Raw genomic sequence first — 16,513 nt, forward strand, 5'->3', positions numbered from 1 at the left:
GTCGGCGCGACCGGAGCCGGCGGTGACCCCGCCGGAACCTGCCGTGCTCGGGTCGCTGGCCCGCGCCCTGGGGTCGCTCGTGCCCGTGGCGGAGGCGTCCTCCGCGCCCATGCTGGCCTGCGTCTGACGGCCTGCCGTCGGGTGGGGCCGCCGGCACCGGCCGACGACCCCACCCCGATCAGCGGACGCCGAGCAGGTCGACGACGAACACCAGGGTCTCGCCGGGCTTGATGAGGCCGCCGGCGCCCTGGTTGCCGTACCCGAGGTGCGGCGGAATGGTGAGCTTGCGCCGGCCGCCGACCCGCATGCCGACCACGCCCTGATCCCAGCCGGCGATGACCCTCCCGCCGCCCAGCGGAAACTCGAACGCCTCGCCGTGGTTCCAGGACGCGTCGAACTCGCGACCGGTGGAGTGGGCCACCCCCACGTAGTGCACGGTGGCCCGCTGACCGGGCTGGGCCTCCGGGCCCTCGCCGACCGTGAGGTCCTCGATGACGAGATCGGCGGGCGGCGCGCCCTCGATCGGGCCAACCTGGGGCTTGTCCATGTCGTACGCCTCCTGCTCGGTGCTGCGGCTAACTGCGGTCGCCGTCGATCCTGCCGGATCGTGATCTGCCGATGTCCGGCGGTCCCGCGCCCGGCGGTCCCAGCGCGGCCCGACATGCGGCGGCGGGCGCCACCGGGAAGGTGGCGCCCGTCGGGGCCGTGCTCGTCCGACTACCTCAGCCAGGGGAACCGCTGGACGATGGGCAGCCGCTTCCAGGCCCGGCCGAGGCCGAGGGTGTCGCCCGCGCCGAGCAGGGCGAGGACCACCAGGACCGCGGCGTAGATGAGATGGTCGTCCATGAAGGGGTTGTTCTCGGGGGGCAGGACGGCCGTCCACATCATCACCAGCAGCAGGCCACCGGCGACGGCGGCGATCCGCATCCCGATGCCGAGAATCAGGGCCACGCCGATGGCGGCCAGGCCGAGCATGAACAGCCAGTCCGCCCAGGCCGCGCCGGCGATCTCGGTGTAGAACCCCTTGAACGGGCCGGCCGTGCCGAAGGCCAGGAAGCCCTTGGTGGGGCTGCCCCCCTCGATCCAGGCGTTCTTCGCCTCGGTCCCGTGGCCGAGGCCGAACATCTTGTCCAAGAAGGCCCAGAGGAAGGTCCAGCCCAGGGCGATCCGGATTCCGGCCAGGACGTACCGGGCGGCCCTCTGGCGGGTGGTCTCGCCCGATGGAGCGATGGTGTTGGCGGCGGTCCGCTCGATCGTCGCGGCCATGGTGTCCACGTCCCTTCCTGTGCCTCGCACCGCGTTCCCGGTGGCAGTTCCATTGGACATCGTCACCGGCGTCCCGGTCAGGGCCGATGGGTCCGCTTCCGACCGGGACCTTCGACCCTGATCTACTCGTCCCGGCCGGACATTTCCCCGTCGGCCTCGTCCGACCGTAGTCGATGATCACGCAACCGCAACCGATGAGACCGGAGACCGGTGCTCGCGTGGGCAGTGCCTCCGGCACGGTACGGGGGCAGCACGCGGACACCCCTCGACTCCCGCACCCGAGCTCCTGACCCGCGCTACCCGACCGGTACCTCGGCCGTCTCGGGGGCCAGCCGGGCCACCGGCACGCCCTCCTGAGCGGCCCACCCGACGGCGTGCCGGACGTCGGCCACGGGCAGGGGCCGCCGGGCCGTCACGGTGACCGCCGCATGCACCGCGAACGCGACGAACGGGTACGACCGGACCAGGTCGCCGACCGCCTCGTGCACCTGGCCGGCCACCGCCACCGCCTGCTCCTCGGTCAGCGCCGGCAGGAACAACAGGTACTCCTGGTCCGACAGGCGTACGGCCCGGTCCACCGGGCGCAGCGGCGCGGTCACCGCCCCGATCACCGCCTGCGCCTCGCGGGCCGCGCTGCGCCGGCCGAAGCGCTCCGGCGCGCCAGCCGGCTCGTCGACCCGGACGCCGATCAGCGCCACCGGCAGGGTGCCCGACGCGGTGATCCCGTCCTCGCCCGTCCACAGCCGCATCCCCGACTCGTCGAGCAGCGGTGCGGCGGCCTCGGCGGCCCTCGCCTCGGCACCCCGGCCGCGGTCACCCGACCCCGACCCGGTCGCCCAGCGCTCCGGGGCCGCACGCTCGGCGCGGGAGAACATCAGCCGCAGCGCCGCCTCGCCGCGTGCCTCGCCGGGCGTCGCGGGCAGATCACGCACCCGGGCCAGCACGTCGTCCACGGTTGCGCGGGCCGCGTCGGGAAGCCGGTCGGCGAGCCGGTCGCGCAGCCGCAGGACCTCGTGCAACGCCTCGTCGCGGCGGAAACCCCACCGGCCGTCGAAGAGCCGGCCGGCCTCCAGCGTGGCTGCCGGCTCCACCTCCGCCCGGTCGTACGCGACCAGCGTCGCGCCGAACCGGGGGGTCAGCGCGACCACGCTCCACTCCCGCGCCAGGTCCTCGGTCTCCTCCAGGGCCACCCCGTACGCGCCGTCGGGGAGCTCCGAAGGACGCTGCCCGACCACGCCCACCACCGTCACCGCCCCCGAGGCGGCAATCCGCTCGTAGACCGCCCGTTCCCGCTCGAAGTACGGCATCCGTTGGAAGAGCGCGACGACCACCAGCGGCCCGTCCTCGGCGATGGCCAGGGCGGCGCTCTCGATGGCATGGGAGACGGCGACGAGGCTGCGCTTGGTCATGAGTTCCGGGGGCCGTCCACTGTGCAGCACCCGCTGAGCCTAGAGAACCGGAGAGTGGAGCGCTTCCGCCGGCCCCGCCCAGCCGGCGCCGCGGCGAGGAGCGTCCGGGCGGCGTGCCCGGGCCGACCGGCGGCCCGGCGCGGGCCGCACCGGCGAGGTGGGAACCATGATCGACGGCCTAGACTCGGCCGGTTGACGGCCCGACGGATGGACAAGGCGGATGACGAGCACCGGTAGTGAAGACGGCTCCCTGCTGCGCCCCGTCGCGGCATCGACCGGCCGTGGTCCGGCCCTCGCCCGGGGCGGCCAGGTGGTGTACGCCGCCCGGCGGCTCGGCGAGTTGCTGCACGGCCGTCCGCCGGGGGTCACCGGTCACCAGTGGAGCTCGGCCGGCCGGGAGTGCCTCGACCACGTGGTCTGCGCCGCGCCTTCGGGCCGACCGCTGTTCGCCGTCGAGGTCGGGCCGCCGGTGCCGCCCGGGTCGGCGGCCCAGCGCGCCGAACGGATGAAGGACGCCGTGTGCGCGGCCGTCGGCCTGGCGGTGCTGCGGATCGCCTCGCCCACCCTGCGCGCCGCCGACCAAGGCCGGCGGATCGTCGAGTACGTCATCGACGCGCGGGCCTACGCCGACGCCGTCCGGCCGGACCCGGGGCACACCGAGCCCGGGGACGCCACGCCGGTCGCCTTCCGGGACATCGTCGGCCGGTTGCCGGACGGGCGCAGCGGGCACGTCAACGATCTCGGTGCCCTGGCCCGGGCGGCAGCCGTCGACGCCTACGTCTCCCGTCGGCTGGTCGACCCGATCGTCCGGGGCCTGCACGTGCGCTGGGCGGACGGCCCGGCCGAGGGCTGGAGCTGGGTCGAGGTGCGGCCCGGACGGTTCCTGGTGGAACGGGTGCGGGTGTGGGAGCACCGCCTCTCCTGCGGGGTGGACCCGGGGCGGCTCGCCGAGGACCTCGCGGCTGTGGCGGTGGGCGAGCGGCTGCGTGGCCTCGACGGCGGCGAGCCGGAACTGGTCGCCCGCGAGCAGTTCGACGGGGACATCCGCCGGCTGCGGGCGCGCCGTGACGAAATGCGGAACGGCTTTGGATTCGACCACCTCTGCGCGGACTGACGTCCCCTGGAACGGGGCCGTCGACCGGCCGCTCCCGCAGAATTCCCATATCCGGGTTGAGCCTCGCGCCACGGCATCTTACTCCAGCGGGAATGGACAGGATCCTGCTCCACCGAGCCTGCGGGCGTGGATGACGGTGCGGAAAGAACATCATCGACCATCGACATGCGCCGGCACGTCGTAGTGACCCTCACCGGCGACCTCCCAGAATTGATCGGTCCGACGGGGCCACGTGGCGGCTACCGGATCGGGGCAGGAGAGCAATTCGATGCGAAGGCCCACACGGGGGCGTCATCCGGTATCGCGCGGAGCAGGCGGCTGCTGGACGTTGTCGGCACGCTCGCGGTCTTCGGCAAAATCGGTAACAAGGGCGGTCAGCGCGGCGGGGACAACGGCGGCGGCCGGAACGGAGGCGGGGACGGCCTGCCGCAGCCCGGCACGCCCGGTGCGCGGTCCGGGCCGGTGGCGGCCCGTACCTCGCATCCCGATGATGGAGCGGGTCAACCGGGCACCCGCCTTCGACGTCGTGTGGATCCGACCTCGTGTGGATCCAGGTCAACTTGACTCGCGCGGCGGCGCCGCGACCGTCGGCAGATCCGGGGTCGCCCGGGGGCCGATCACCCCTGGGCGACCCCGTCGCGCGGTTCGAGCACCGGCGGCCTGCGAGGCTGGACCGGTGGACGTGGGACGCGGGGCGGCGCGCAGGTGGCCGTCATCTCGGCGGACCGGCACGGCAGGAAGAGCGGACGCCGGTCGGCGCGTGGGTGGGCCGTCACCTCGGGAGGGTGTGTCGGGTGCACCGGACGCCGGTGCCGTGCCGGCCCGGCCCCGTCCGCGCGCCGTTCACCGACGTGTCGACGGGCGCCCCGGAGAACCGGGTGTGCCGGGCCCGGCCCGCCCGCTGCTCCGTCGAGTGCGCCGACCGGCCAAGTAGCTGACCGACCGGGTCGTGGGACGGCCCGCACCGGCACCGGCCTGTGTCGGCCGGCGCCGTGGGAACTGCGACCGGAAAGGGGCCAGCGGGTGCCGGCCTCCACGGCGCGACCCGGGAACCCCCGGATCGCGGCACCGCCGCCGGATCAGCGGTTTTTGTAGGCCTCGACGACCGACACCGGGATGCGCCCGCGGTCGGAAATCTCGTGGCCGTTGTTGGCGGCCCATTCCCGGATGGCCCGGTTCTGCTCGCGGTCCATTCCGGAGACGGGGGCCCTTCCCGGGCGGCGGGCGGTCCGGCCGGTCTCGACCGGGCCGCGACCGATGCGCCGGCCGGCGTTGATGTAGGGATCGAGTGCTTTGCGCAGGGTGCCGGCGTTCTCGTCGGAGACATCGATGGTGTACGCCACGCCGTCCAGGCTGAACTCGACGGTCCGATCCGCCTTCCCGCCGTCGAGGTCATCAGTCAGAACGGTGATTACTTTCCGAGCCATCGCCAATTACTCCTTGTGTGGGGCGGGGTGTTCTAAGAGTTTGACGTATCAACTGGCAATTCCGCAAGAATATGCCCGGTTCTGCATTCGGCGAGTCGAGTTACGCGGGATGGAATCCCGCTCGGCCGGTGGAATTTGCCGGTGCCGCTCAAGCGGTTGAGCAGGCCAGAGGCGCTGCGGGGTGGCCGCCCGATTCGCCTGCGACACCCCTGGCAGGCGCGGCGGTGTTGTCGCCATCCGCCACGCCTTCCCTTCGGCGGCGGACGGTTTCCCGAAGATCGCGCCGGCCCCGGCCCCCGCCGCGATCAGGCGCGGGGATTGCCGTCGCTCCTCGTCGGACGCCTCCGGTCGGCGAGGGAGATCCGCGCCCGGGCCCTGCGCCGGGCCGCCTTCGAGCGACCGGTGGAGTGGCTTGAATCACGCTTCGGAACAAGGGGGAGGCTCTGTTACTTGAGTGAGTCAGGCTCAACTCAACGCGATAGCAGGTGTTCGATGGCAACTCTTCCGGTACTTCCACTGACCGACGCCGTCCTGCTGCCCGGCATGGTCATTCCGGTGACCCTCGACCCGACCACCCAGGCCGCCGTCGACGCGGCCCGCGCCACCGGCGACGAGCAACTCCTCGCCGTGCCCCGTATCGACGGCGAGTACGGCCCCGTCGGCACGGTCGCCACCATCGAGAAGGTTGGCCGCCTGCCCAGCGGCGAGCCGGCCGCCGTGGTCCGGGGGTTGTCCCGGGCGCGGATCGGCTCCGGCGTCCCCGGCCCCGGCGCCGCCCTCTGGGTCGAGGCCACCGAACTGCCCGAACCCGTCCCCACCGGCCGGGCCCGGGACCTCGCCCGCGAGTACCGCGCCCTGATGACGTCCGTGCTCCAGCAGCGCGGCGCGTGGCAGGTCATCGACGCCATGGAGCGGATGACCGACCTCTCCGAGCTGGCCGACGCGGCCGGCTACGCGCCCTGGCTCACGCTGGCGCAGAAGACCGAACTGCTCGCCGCTCCGGACGTCACCGCCCGGCTGGATCTTCTCGTCGGCTGGGTGAAGGACCACCTGGCCGAGCAGGAGGTCACCGAACAGATCAACAGCGACGTCCGCGAGGGGTTGGAGAAGTCCCAGCGCGAGTTCCTGCTCCGCCAGCAGCTCGCCGCCATCCGCAAGGAGCTCGGCGAGGACGAGCCGGACGGCTCCGCCGACTACCGGGCCCGGGTCGAGTCCGCCGAGCTGCCCGCGAAGGTCCGTGAGGCGGCGCTGCGCGAGGTCGGCAAGCTGGAGCGGGCCAGCGACGCCTCCCCGGAGGCGGGTTGGATCCGCACCTGGCTGGACACGGTGCTGGAGATGCCGTGGACCACGCGTACCGAGGACAACACCGACCTGGCCGCGGCCCGGGCCGTGCTCGACGCCGATCACGCCGGCCTGGCCGACGTGAAGGACCGCATCCTGGAGTACCTCGCGGTGCGCAACCGCCGGGCCGAGCGCAACCTCGGCGTGGTCGGCGGGCGTGGCTCCGGCGCGGTGCTCGCCCTCGCCGGCCCTCCGGGCGTCGGCAAGACCAGCCTCGGCGAGTCCGTCGCCCGGGCGCTCGGCCGCAGCTTCGTCCGGGTCTCCCTCGGCGGCGTCCGCGACGAGGCGGAGATCCGGGGCCACCGCCGCACGTACGTCGGCGCGTTGCCCGGCCGGATCGTCCGTGCGCTGCGCGAGGCCGGCTCGATGAACCCGGTCGTGCTCCTCGACGAGGTCGACAAGCTCGCGGTCGGCTACGCCGGCGACCCAGCCGCCGCCCTGCTGGAGGTGCTCGACCCGGCGCAGAACCACACCTTCCGCGACCACTACCTGGAGGTCGACCTCGACCTGTCCGACGTGCTGTTCCTGGCCACCGCCAACGTGGTGGAGACCATCCCGGGCCCGCTGCTGGACAGGATGGAGCTGGTCACCCTGGACGGCTACACCGAGGACGAGAAGGTCGCCATCGCCCGCGACCACCTGCTGCCCCGGCAGCGGGAGCGGGCCGGCCTGACCGCCGAGGAGGTCACCGTCGCCGACGACGCGCTCGCCCGGATCGCGGGGGAGCACACCCGGGAGGCCGGCGTCCGGCAGTTGGAACGGGCGCTGGCGAAGATCCTGCGCAAGGTCGCGGTCGCCCTGGCGACCGACCCGACGCCCGTCCGGGTGGACACCGACAATCTGGCCCGCTACCTCGGCCGGCCCAGGTTCACCCCCGAGTCGGCGGAGCGGACGGCGGTGCCCGGCGTGTCCACCGGCCTCGCGGTCACCGGCGCGGGCGGGGACGTGCTCTTCATCGAGGCCACCAGCATGGAGGGTGAGCCGGGGCTGACCCTCACCGGCCAGCTCGGCGACGTGATGAAGGAGTCCGCGCACATCGCGCTGTCGTACCTGCGCTCCAACGGGCGCCGGCTCGGCATCGACCCGAACGCCCTCGCCGGGCGGCGGATCCACCTGCACGTTCCGGCGGGCGCGGTGCCCAAGGACGGGCCGAGCGCCGGAATCACGATGGTGACGGCGCTGGCCTCGCTGGTGACCGGCCGGCCGGTGCGGCCCGAGTTCGGGATGACCGGCGAGGTGACGCTCTCCGGCCGGGTGCTGCCCATCGGCGGGGTGAAGCAGAAGCTGCTCGCCGCGCACCGGGCCGGCCTGACCGAGGTGATCATCCCGGCCCGCAACGAGCCGGACCTGGACGACCTGCCCACCGAGGTACGGGAGGCGCTGACCGTGCACACCCTCGCCGACGTCGTCGACGTGCTCGCCCTGGCGCTGCGCCCGGCCGACGCCGGCACCCTCACCGGTCCCACCCTGACGGCCGCCTGAGGGCGGACAGAGGTCCCCTGTCATCGCTTCACGCGGGCGGGGGACCTCTGTCAACGCGCGCCCGGCCAAGGCCCCCACTGATCGTGGGCAGCAGGGTCTTGCCGGTGGCCGGTGGCCGGTGGCCGGTGGCCGGTGAGGTGGCGTCGGCTCCGGCGCTGCCTCAACCTCGTCCCGCGCTGCCGGGGGCCTCATTTCCGGCAGCACCGGGGGCCAGGTCCGGGGCAGGCCGTCACGACCCGTCGGACGCGTTCCCGCGTCGCGTCGCGGGCGCCGGGCAGCCGCCGGTCGGGCTGAGCCGGGCCAGCAGCGCGGCGGTGATCGCGCCGAGCTGCGCCACCTGCGTCGGGGTGAGCGCGTCGAAGACCAGCGAGCGGACGCGGGCCACGTGCGCGGGCGCGCTCGCCGCCAGGTGGGCGTAGCCGGCGTCGGTGAGCACCGCGACGGAGCCCCGGCCGTCGTCGTCGGCCCGCTCGCGGCGTACCCAACCCTGGCGCTCCAGCCGGCCGACGAGGTGGGACAGCCGGGACTGCGAGCCGTTGACCAGGGCTGCCAGCTCACTCATCCGGCGGGACCGGCCAGGGGTCTCCGACAGCAGCGCCAGCACCCCGTAGCCGAAGTGGGTCAGGTCCGCGTCGCGCTGCAGCTGCCCGTCGAGTTCGGCCGGCAGCAGGGTGAGCACGGCGAGCATCCGCTGCCAGACCTCCTGCTCGCCGTCGCTCAGCCAGCGGGTGGGTTCCATCGCTCCAGCGTACCGATACTTGACGCTTCAAGTACCCGACCGTACGGTGATGCTTGAAACGTCAAGTAAATTGTCCGCCCGGCTGGGCGGCAGCCCTTCGGAGGCACCCTCGTGAACGTCGTCCTGTGGATCCTGCAGATCCTGCTCGCGCTGGTCTTCGCCGTGGGCGGGCTGACCAAGGTGGCCCGACCCAAGGCGAAGCTGCGTGAGCAGATGGGCTGGGTGGAGGGCGTGCCCGAGCCCGCCGTGAAGGCGCTCGGCGCACTCGAGGTGCTCGCCGCCGTCGGCCTGATCCTGCCGGCCGTCACCGGCATCGCCACCGTGCTGACCCCGCTGGCCGCCGTGGGCGCGGCGATCGTGATGGCCGGCGCCGTCGTCGTGCATGCCCGGGCCAAGGAGTACCCGGGCGCGGCGTTCACCGCCGTGCTGCTGGTCGCGGCGCTCGTCGTCGCCTGGGGCAGGTTCGGCTCGTACGCGTTCTGACCTGACCCGGCCGACCCGCGCCGCCGCGGATCAACTCGGCGTCGGTGACCTGGCGGTGCCCCGGAACGAGGGGGCCGCGATTGTCACCGACGCCGAATCGATCAAGAGGTCAGGCGCGGTCGCGGTCGCGGCGTACCGTCGTCTTGCGGCCCTTGATGGTGCTGCCGCGCAGCGCGGCGATCACCTCGTCGACCGCCCCGTTCGGGACCTCCACCAGCGAGAACCGGTCGGCGATCTCGATCGAGCCGATGTCCCGGCCGCTCACCCGCGTCTCTCCGGTGATCGCCCCCACCAGGTCCTGCGGGCGCACCCCGGCGCGTCGGCCCAGCCCGATGAACACCTGCGTGGCGTCCCCCGACCGGGGGCGGGCCGGACGGCGGTCGCCGCCACCCCGGCCCTCGTACCCCGGCCGGGTCTCCCGCTGCGGACGGACCGCGACCTGGGGGATCTCCTCCTCGTCGTCGTCCGAGCCCGGCGAGGCGGCCTCGTGGGCCAGCTTCACCGCGGCGAGGGCGACCTCCATCAGGTCGAACTCGTCCGACAGCGACTCCACGATCACCCGGAACGGATCCAGGTCGTCCTCCAGCAGCGACTCCCGCAGTGCCGCCTGGGTCAGCTCCAGCCGCCGGGTGCGTAGGTCGGCCGCCGTGGGGATCTTGTCGATCGCGATCCGCTGCCCGGTCACCCGCTCGATGGTCTTGAGCATCCGGTGCTCGCGCGGCTCGGCGAGGGTGATCGCCACGCCCTCGCGGCCGGCCCGGCCCACCCGGCCGATCCGGTGCACGTACGACTCCGGGGCCGACGGCACGTCGTAGTTGACCACGTGGGTGAGCTGCTCGACGTCCAGGCCCCGGGCCGCCACGTCGGTGGCCACCAGCAGGTCGGCGGTGCCGGCGCGCAGCCGTCCCATCACCCGGTCCCGCTGCTCCTGGCTCATCCCGCCGTGCAGCGCCTCGGCCCGGTAGCCCCGGCCGTTCATCGTCTCGGTGAGCCGGTCCACCTCCTCGCGGCTGCGGCAGAACACGATCGCCGCGGTCGGCGACTCCACGTCCAGCACCCGGCCCAGGGCCGCCGGCTTGTGTGCCCGCGCCACGATGTACGCGCTCTGCCGCACCAGGGGCGCCTCGCCGGCCACCTGCTGCTCCCGGCCGATCTGGATGCGTACCGGTGCGGTCAGGTGCTGGCGGGCCATCCCGTCGATGCGCGACGGCATGGTCGCCGAGAACAGCACCGTCTGCCGCTGCGCCGGGGCGTGCTCCAGGATCGCCTCGATGTCCTCGGCGAAGCCCATGTCGAGCATCTCGTCGGCCTCGTCGAGCACCACCGTGGCCAGCTCGCCCAGCCGCAGGGTGCCCCGGGCGATGTGGTCCAGCGCCCGCCCCGGGGTGGCCACCACCACGTCCACGCCCAGGTCCAGGGCGCGTAGCTGCCGGCCGATCGGCTGCCCGCCGTAGATCGGCAGCACCCGGGTGCCCAGGTCCTTGCCGTACCGGTGGAACGCCTCGGAGACCTGCACCGCCAGCTCCCGGGTGGGCACCAGCACCAGCGCCACCGGGTCGCCGCCGGGGCGCCGGTCAGGCAGTTGGTGCAGCAGCGGCAGGGCGAACGCGGCGGTCTTGCCCGTGCCGGTGGCCGCCTGGCCCAGCAGATCCCGACCGGCCAACAGGGGAGGGATGGCCTCCCGCTGGATCGGGGTCGGCTCCTCGTAGCCGAGGGCGGAGAGGGCGCCGAGCAGTTCGGCGCGCAACCCGAGGTCGGTGAAGGCGGTCGCCTCGTCGGTGCTGCCGGGGGCGGCGGGGTCGATCGGTGTCGGTGCGGAACTCATGCCATAAGCCTTTCATCACCCCTCGAGGCGCGCTCGGGCGACCGGCACAACCGGCTTACCCGGCCTGTGTCGCGGGCGACGGCCGGTGGTGTGCCGCGACCGGCCCGCTGGCACCGGCCCGCCTCCTACCGTCGAGATGGTAACTGAATCGGTTAACAATCATGGGTTCTCAGCCGCGGGCGAAGTGGGCAGCACCGTCGACGATGCGGCTCACTTGGGCGTGCGCCACGGCCGCGCCGAAGGCGGCGAGGCGCGCCCACGGTTTACAGCCTTGTAACTTAATCGGTTCAGTGCTTTGATGGGTTCATCAGGCAACCACAGTGATCGATGTAATGGTTCGGGCCGGGCCTCGGTCGTAGCCCCGGCCCAGGGGATTCCCTCCCTGTGGTCATCGCCCGAAGCGGCCCGGGCTGGCCGCGACAAAGTTCAGCGTCCCCCCACGAATGGTTAGGAGTTCAGCATGCCCAGGAAGAAATTCCCAGGACTGTCCGTAGGCCTGCTCCTCGGCGTTCTGCTGGCCGCGATCGGCGTGTTCGTCGTGGGCCCCGGCGCGCAGGCGGCGGCGTCGCCGTTCGTCCAGCGGTGCGGTATCCGTTTCTGTCTGGACGGCAAGGCGTTCTACTTCGCCGGGACGAACACGTACGACCTGTTCACCTATGGCAGCGGATCGGGTGACACCGAGACCCAGTACATGGACAAGGCCCGCATCGACGGCCAGTTCGCCCGGCTGAGCGCGGATCGGGTCACGGTGGTGCGGACCTGGCTGTTCAGCATGGAGAGCTGGCACGGGTTCGAGACGGCCGAGGGCGTCTACAACGAGCAGCAGTTCGCGCTCTTCGACTACGTCATCCAGTCGGCGAAGGCACACAACATCCGGCTCGTTCCGGTCTTCGAGAACTACTGGGAGGCATACGGCGGCATCGACCGTCGCCTCCAGTGGGAGGGCCTGTCCGGCGGTCACCCCGGACGCGGTCAGTTCTTCAACAAGTCCAAGTGCCCCGGCTGCTTCACCTCGTACAAGAACTACGTCAGCCACGTCCTGAACCGCGTCAACCACTACAGCGGCGTCAGGTACAAGGACGAGCCGACGGTCCTGGCCTGGGAGTTGATGAACGAGCCCCGCTACCAGGACCAGACCCCGAACGAGAACACCACGGGCACCACCCTGCGGGCCTGGGTCGACGAGATGGGCGCCTTCGTCAAGGGCATCGACCCCCACCACCTGCTCGGCACCGGCCTGGAGGCGCACGAGACGCGGTACGGGTTCGGTGGCGACGAGGGCAACCCGTTCGTGTACACCCACCAGTCTCCGTACATCGACTTCACCTCCGCCCATCCCTACCCGACGGAGTCGTGGGCCGACCTGGACCTCGCCGAGACCAAGGCGCTGGTCCGGCAGTGGATCTCAGACTCACACAACCTGCTCGGCAAGCCCTTCTTCATGGGCGAGTTCAATACGCACAACGTCGACCGGACCGCATGGTGGCGGGAGCTCTTCGCCGACTTCGAGGCCGCCGGCGGCGACGGCAGCGCGTTCTGGTGGTACGCCGATCGCGAGATCGACGGCAAGTTCGGCGTCACCCAGGGCGATCCGGAGCTGGCCGTGTTCCGAGCCCACTCCGAGCGGATGATCGCCAAGAGCGGTGGCACGGTCCCCACGGTCGGACCGACCGTGTCACCGACCAGCCCGAGCCCGACGGCTTCTCCGACGGTGTCCCCGACGACGCAGCCAACCTCGCCACCCAGCGTGTGCACGGTGCGGTATGTGTTGTCCGACTGGGGCAACACCTTCAACGCCGACGTCACCATCCGCAACGGTGCCGGCAGCGCGGTCAACGGTTGGGCGTTGACCTTCTCGTTCCCCGGTGCCCAGGCCATCAACAACACCTGGAACGGGGAGGCCGCCCAGTCCGGGAAGCAGGTCACCGTCCGAAACGCGTCATGGAACCCCACGATCGCCGCCGGTGGCAGCGTCAACTTCGGCTTCTCCGCCACCTCGACTCCCGGAACCAACGGTGTCCCGACGGCCTTCAGCCTCAACGGCGTCGCCTGCGCCAAGGGCTGACACGTCCCCCGTGCGGGCGGCCTGACGGGCGGCCCGCACCAGCCACGGGTGTCCCCGGCCGAACCGGTCGGGGACACCCGACGTTCCCGCCGCCGGTCGCGGCAGCCCGGCCCGACCCGCGGCCGGCCGGGCCCGCCTCCGCGCCCCGGGCCGATTCGTGCGCGGGCCCCGTTACGCGAAGCCCTCCCGCCGGAGCACCCTCCTGTTGGACGGGCTCGGTTCGATCGACGACGACCGGGACACCGCGGGTTTCTTGGGCGCGGTCCGGCTCCGCGGTCGGCGGAGGGGGCTGCGCGAACGGCCGGGTTCGGCGAAACTGGGACAAGGGCCTCTTCCTCCGGGAATCGAGGCCCGGGCGGACGGCCGGGGTGCCGCACCCACCCCGGCCGTCCGGCTCCACCTCGGTCAGCGGTTGAGTCGCAGGTAGCAAACTCGGCGGTCACCGACGGCTCGGCGTCGCCGTGCGCCACCAGCCCGATCCGGGGCAGCGGCGTCGCCCAGGGCTGCGCCGCTGCTGCCAGCGGTCCGGGCGGTCCTCACCGTTGGACGGTGGTCCCCGCCGTTAGGGGGATATAGGAAGATTGTTCGCTCTCGCCCCCACTTCTGGCCATTACGGTGTGTATCAGGTCAACCCACACCGTGTCGTGCCGGAAGAGAGGACCCGACCATGCGAGTGCCCAGTCGACGCACCGGCCCCCAGCTCGGCCTGCCCGTCGCGTCCGCCATGCCGGCCCGTCGGGCGGCCCGGGGGGTGGCCCGCCGACCGGCCTCGCCCGCCGCCCCGGACCTCGCCGCCTACCGGGCGGCCGTGGCGGAGCTGCTGATCGAGGTCGGTGCCCTGGCCGAACCCGAGTCGACGGGGGCCCGACAGGTGCTGCTCGACGAGCGCCTGCGTGAGCCGGCGATCGCCGCGGTGCTCCACGCCACCCCGCAGGGCCTCATCGGGGCCCGGGAGACGCTGCTGCTGGAGATGGCCCGCTACCGGCCCAACCCGCGCAGCTCCGCCGCCGACCTCACCGCCCTGATCCGGATCTACCTGCTCTCCCGCATCGACGTGCTGTGGTGGCGCGACGCGCCCACCTTCATGACCGACGCGCAGGTGAACGCCAGCGCAGACCTGGTGGACCTGGAGTGGCTGCGCCGCCGCGACCTGCTCCGCTTCCGGTACCAGCAGCAGCCGGGCACCCTCGTCGGCCGTGGCGTGCGGGCGGTGCGCCGCCGGTTGCTGCCGGAGGCCCGGCCGCACACCGCCGGGCTGAAGTTCCGCCGGGCCCGGCGCGAGGTGATCGGCCTGCTCAACGACATCGGCCGCGAGTTCGACCGGATCACCCCGCCCGGCACCCCGCCGCTGTGGGTGACCAGCCTGGTCCGCAGCGCCGAGCATCAGCACCAGCTACGCCGCCTCGGCTACGCCGCGATGGTGCCCAGCGGGCACTGTCTCGGCTACGCCGTCGACGTGGAGCTGGCCTGGTTCGAGCGATTCGGCGCCCGGGACGCCCTGGCCGGGCTGCTGCTCGCCCGGCAGCGGGCCGGGGAGGTCAACGTGGTCGACGAGGGACAGGCGTGGCACCTGTGCCTCGCGCCCGCCGCCGGGCTGCGGTTCCGCCGGTCGTACGAGGCCGAGATGGGGGTCTGAGCCGTGTGTGGCATCGCGTTGAGCATCGGCCCGGAGGCCGACCCGGCCACCTTCCGCCGGATGCTGGCAGTTCTCGCCCCGCGCGGCGAGGTGACCGAGACCCGCCGGGAGGCCGGGCTGCTCGCCGGCACCCGCCGGCTGCGGATCGTCGACCGGGACCGGGCCGTGCAGCCCTGGGTCTCCGCCGACGGGCGGTTCCTGCTCTGCCACAACGGCGAGATCTTCAACCACCACGAGCTGCGCGCGGAGCTGACGCGACTCGGCCACCCGTTCCGCAGTGAGAGCGACACCGAGGTGCTGCTCGCCGCGTTCCTGGCCTGGGGCGAGGACGCGGTGCGGCGGCTGCGCGGCGAGTACGCATTCGTCGTCGTCGAGCAGACCACCGGGCGGGCCTACCTGGCCCGTGATCCGATCGGGGTCAAGCCGCTGTACTGGTCCCGGGTGCCCGGCTGCCTGCACCTGGCCAGCGAGGTCAAGGCGCTGGTCGGGCACGGCGCGCCGGTGTGCGAGGTGCCCCCGGGGCACCACGGCTGGGCCGAGCCGGGTGGCGACGTCCGGCTGCGCCCGTACGTCGACCTGCTGACCCTCGGCGAAGGGCTGCCGATGGTGGACGACCCGGACGAGGCCGCCCTGCTCGTCCGTGCCGCCCTCACCGACAGCATCCGGATGCGGGTGGACACCGACCTGCCCCTCGGCGTGGTGCTCTCCGGCGGGCTGGACAGCTCCCTGGCCCTGGTGCACGCCCACCAGATGCACCCGAACTGTGTGGCGGTCACCGTCGGCGTGCCGGAGAGCCCGGACGTGGCGTACGCCCGGCGGCTCGCCGCCGACCTGGGGATGCCGCACGAGGTGGTCGAGCTGCGCCCCCGTGACGTCCGGCTGGCCGATGTGCGGGAGGCCATCCGGATCTCGGAGCTGACCGAGTACGGGGACATCATCAACGCGGTGGTCTCGGTGCCGATCTTCCGTCGGCTCCGCGAGCTGGGCGTGCGGGTGGTGCTCACCGGGGACGGCTCCGACGAGCTGTTCGGCGGCTACCCGATGTACCACCAGGTCGGCCCCGAGCGGGCCCGCCGGCTGTTCCTGCACCGGATCCGCAACCTGTGCCGTACGGAGTTGCAGCGGGTGGACCGGACCAGCATGGGGCACGGGGTCGAGGCGCGGGTGCCGTTCCTCGACCTCAGCGTGGTGGAACTGGCGATGCGGCTGCCGCTGGAGCTGAAGCTGCGCGAGGGGCGGGAGAAGTGGATCGTGCGACGGGCCTTCGCCGACGTGCTGCCCGACTACGTGCTGCGCCGGCCGAAGAACCCGATGTCGTACTCGTCGGGGCTGCACGAGCGGGCCCGGCTCTACAAGCCGCTGTTCGCCCGGCTGCACCGCTCGTTCGGCTATCACCTGCTCGAACCCGTCCGGCGGGACTTCGACAGCGTGCTCAGTCGATGCGGCAACGACCTGGACCGGGCCATCGCCGACGGGCTGGCCAGGCCGGACTACACGATGCTGGAGCACGCCCGGGACCTGGTCGGGGCGGCGAAGTGGAACGCCGCGCCGGTGGTCCGCCGGCTGGTCGGCCCGCGCGCCACGCGACGTACGCCGGTCGGCTGACCGCTGCTGCTCGCCCCGTACCCCGCCCCGCCGGGTCGGCCTCGGCCGCCCGGCGCGGTCCTTCATTACCCGCCCCCGGCTGCCGGCCCCGTCTGGTTGACTCTGACACCGTGTCAGGGCC

At 72.9% G+C, this 16,513-nt stretch carries 13 protein-coding genes; 6 read left to right on the top strand and 7 right to left on the bottom strand.

The features are described from left to right. Window positions 1-178: 178 nt before the first annotated feature. The 3 genes from ACH4T9_RS15780 to ACH4T9_RS15790 form a co-directional block, all read right to left on the bottom strand. Window positions 179-547, bottom strand: a complete 369-nt coding sequence (locus ACH4T9_RS15780) for an FKBP-type peptidyl-prolyl cis-trans isomerase (protein ID WP_161683944.1) — start codon at window positions 545-547, stop codon at window positions 179-181. A 170-nt stretch (window positions 548-717) separates the two neighbouring features. Beyond that, on the bottom strand, window positions 718-1,275 hold the full coding sequence (locus ACH4T9_RS15785) for a hypothetical protein (protein ID WP_396672700.1): 558 nt from the start codon (window positions 1,273-1,275) through the stop codon (window positions 718-720). 287 nt (window positions 1,276-1,562) lie between these two features. Continuing rightward, the gene (locus ACH4T9_RS15790; RefSeq protein WP_396672699.1) at window positions 1,563-2,705 is read right to left on the bottom strand and encodes a DICT sensory domain-containing protein; all 1,143 of its coding nucleotides are present in this window, start codon (window positions 2,703-2,705) and stop codon (window positions 1,563-1,565) included. A gap of 190 nt (window positions 2,706-2,895) precedes the next feature. Between ACH4T9_RS15790 and ACH4T9_RS15795 the strand changes: the two genes are divergently transcribed. Continuing rightward, the gene (locus ACH4T9_RS15795) at window positions 2,896-3,789 is read left to right on the top strand and encodes a hypothetical protein (RefSeq protein ID WP_396672698.1); all 894 of its coding nucleotides are present in this window, start codon (window positions 2,896-2,898) and stop codon (window positions 3,787-3,789) included. Between the two features lie 291 nt (window positions 3,790-4,080). Here ACH4T9_RS15795 and ACH4T9_RS15800 read toward each other — a convergent pair whose 3' ends face one another. Together ACH4T9_RS15800 and ACH4T9_RS15805 are read right to left on the bottom strand one after the other, a co-directional pair. After that, window positions 4,081-4,293 (bottom strand): hypothetical protein, encoded by a 213-nt coding sequence (locus ACH4T9_RS15800; protein ID WP_396686833.1) that lies wholly within the window; start codon window positions 4,291-4,293, stop codon window positions 4,081-4,083. A gap of 575 nt (window positions 4,294-4,868) precedes the next feature. Next, window positions 4,869-5,216, bottom strand: a complete 348-nt coding sequence (locus ACH4T9_RS15805; protein ID WP_161683941.1) for an Lsr2 family protein — start codon at window positions 5,214-5,216, stop codon at window positions 4,869-4,871. A 492-nt stretch (window positions 5,217-5,708) separates the two neighbouring features. On the opposite strand from ACH4T9_RS15805, the gene lon reads away from it, so the two are divergent. Beyond that, entirely contained in the window at window positions 5,709-8,039 is a 2,331-nt protein-coding gene (gene lon, locus ACH4T9_RS15810) for an endopeptidase La (RefSeq protein ID WP_396672697.1), read from the top strand. A gap of 229 nt (window positions 8,040-8,268) precedes the next feature. On the opposite strand, the gene ACH4T9_RS15815 is transcribed toward lon, so the two are convergent. Then, window positions 8,269-8,778 (bottom strand): MarR family winged helix-turn-helix transcriptional regulator, encoded by a 510-nt coding sequence (locus ACH4T9_RS15815; RefSeq protein ID WP_396672696.1) that lies wholly within the window; start codon window positions 8,776-8,778, stop codon window positions 8,269-8,271. A 111-nt stretch (window positions 8,779-8,889) separates the two neighbouring features. Here ACH4T9_RS15815 and ACH4T9_RS15820 point away from each other — a divergent pair, with 111 nt between their 5' ends. Further along, complete coding sequence (locus ACH4T9_RS15820; protein WP_396672695.1) at window positions 8,890-9,261, top strand: DoxX family protein; 372 nt, start codon at window positions 8,890-8,892, stop codon at window positions 9,259-9,261. A 109-nt stretch (window positions 9,262-9,370) separates the two neighbouring features. Here ACH4T9_RS15820 and ACH4T9_RS15825 read toward each other — a convergent pair whose 3' ends face one another. Next, complete coding sequence (locus ACH4T9_RS15825; protein WP_396672694.1) at window positions 9,371-11,086, bottom strand: DEAD/DEAH box helicase; 1,716 nt, start codon at window positions 11,084-11,086, stop codon at window positions 9,371-9,373. 460 nt (window positions 11,087-11,546) lie between these two features. Between ACH4T9_RS15825 and ACH4T9_RS15830 the strand changes: the two genes are divergently transcribed. The 3 genes from ACH4T9_RS15830 (at window position 11,547) to ACH4T9_RS15840 (ending at window position 16,392) form a co-directional block, all read left to right on the top strand. After that, window positions 11,547-13,151 carry a cellulose binding domain-containing protein gene (locus ACH4T9_RS15830; protein ID WP_396672693.1) on the top strand — a complete coding sequence of 535 codons (1,605 nt, stop codon included), beginning with the start codon at window positions 11,547-11,549 and terminating at the stop codon, window positions 13,149-13,151. Window positions 13,152-13,818: 667 nt separating this feature from the next. Then, the gene (locus tag ACH4T9_RS15835; RefSeq protein ID WP_396672692.1) at window positions 13,819-14,787 is read left to right on the top strand and encodes a DUF5715 family protein; all 969 of its coding nucleotides are present in this window, start codon (window positions 13,819-13,821) and stop codon (window positions 14,785-14,787) included. Window positions 14,788-14,790: 3 nt separating this feature from the next. Then, on the top strand, window positions 14,791-16,392 hold the full coding sequence (locus ACH4T9_RS15840) for an asparagine synthetase B family protein (protein WP_396672691.1): 1,602 nt from the start codon (window positions 14,791-14,793) through the stop codon (window positions 16,390-16,392). Window positions 16,393-16,513 lie beyond the last annotated feature (121 nt).

It is taken from the genome of Micromonospora sp. NPDC020750 (assembly GCF_044334565.1).
In the GTDB taxonomy this organism is placed as follows: Bacteria; Actinomycetota; Actinomycetes; order Mycobacteriales; family Micromonosporaceae; genus Micromonospora.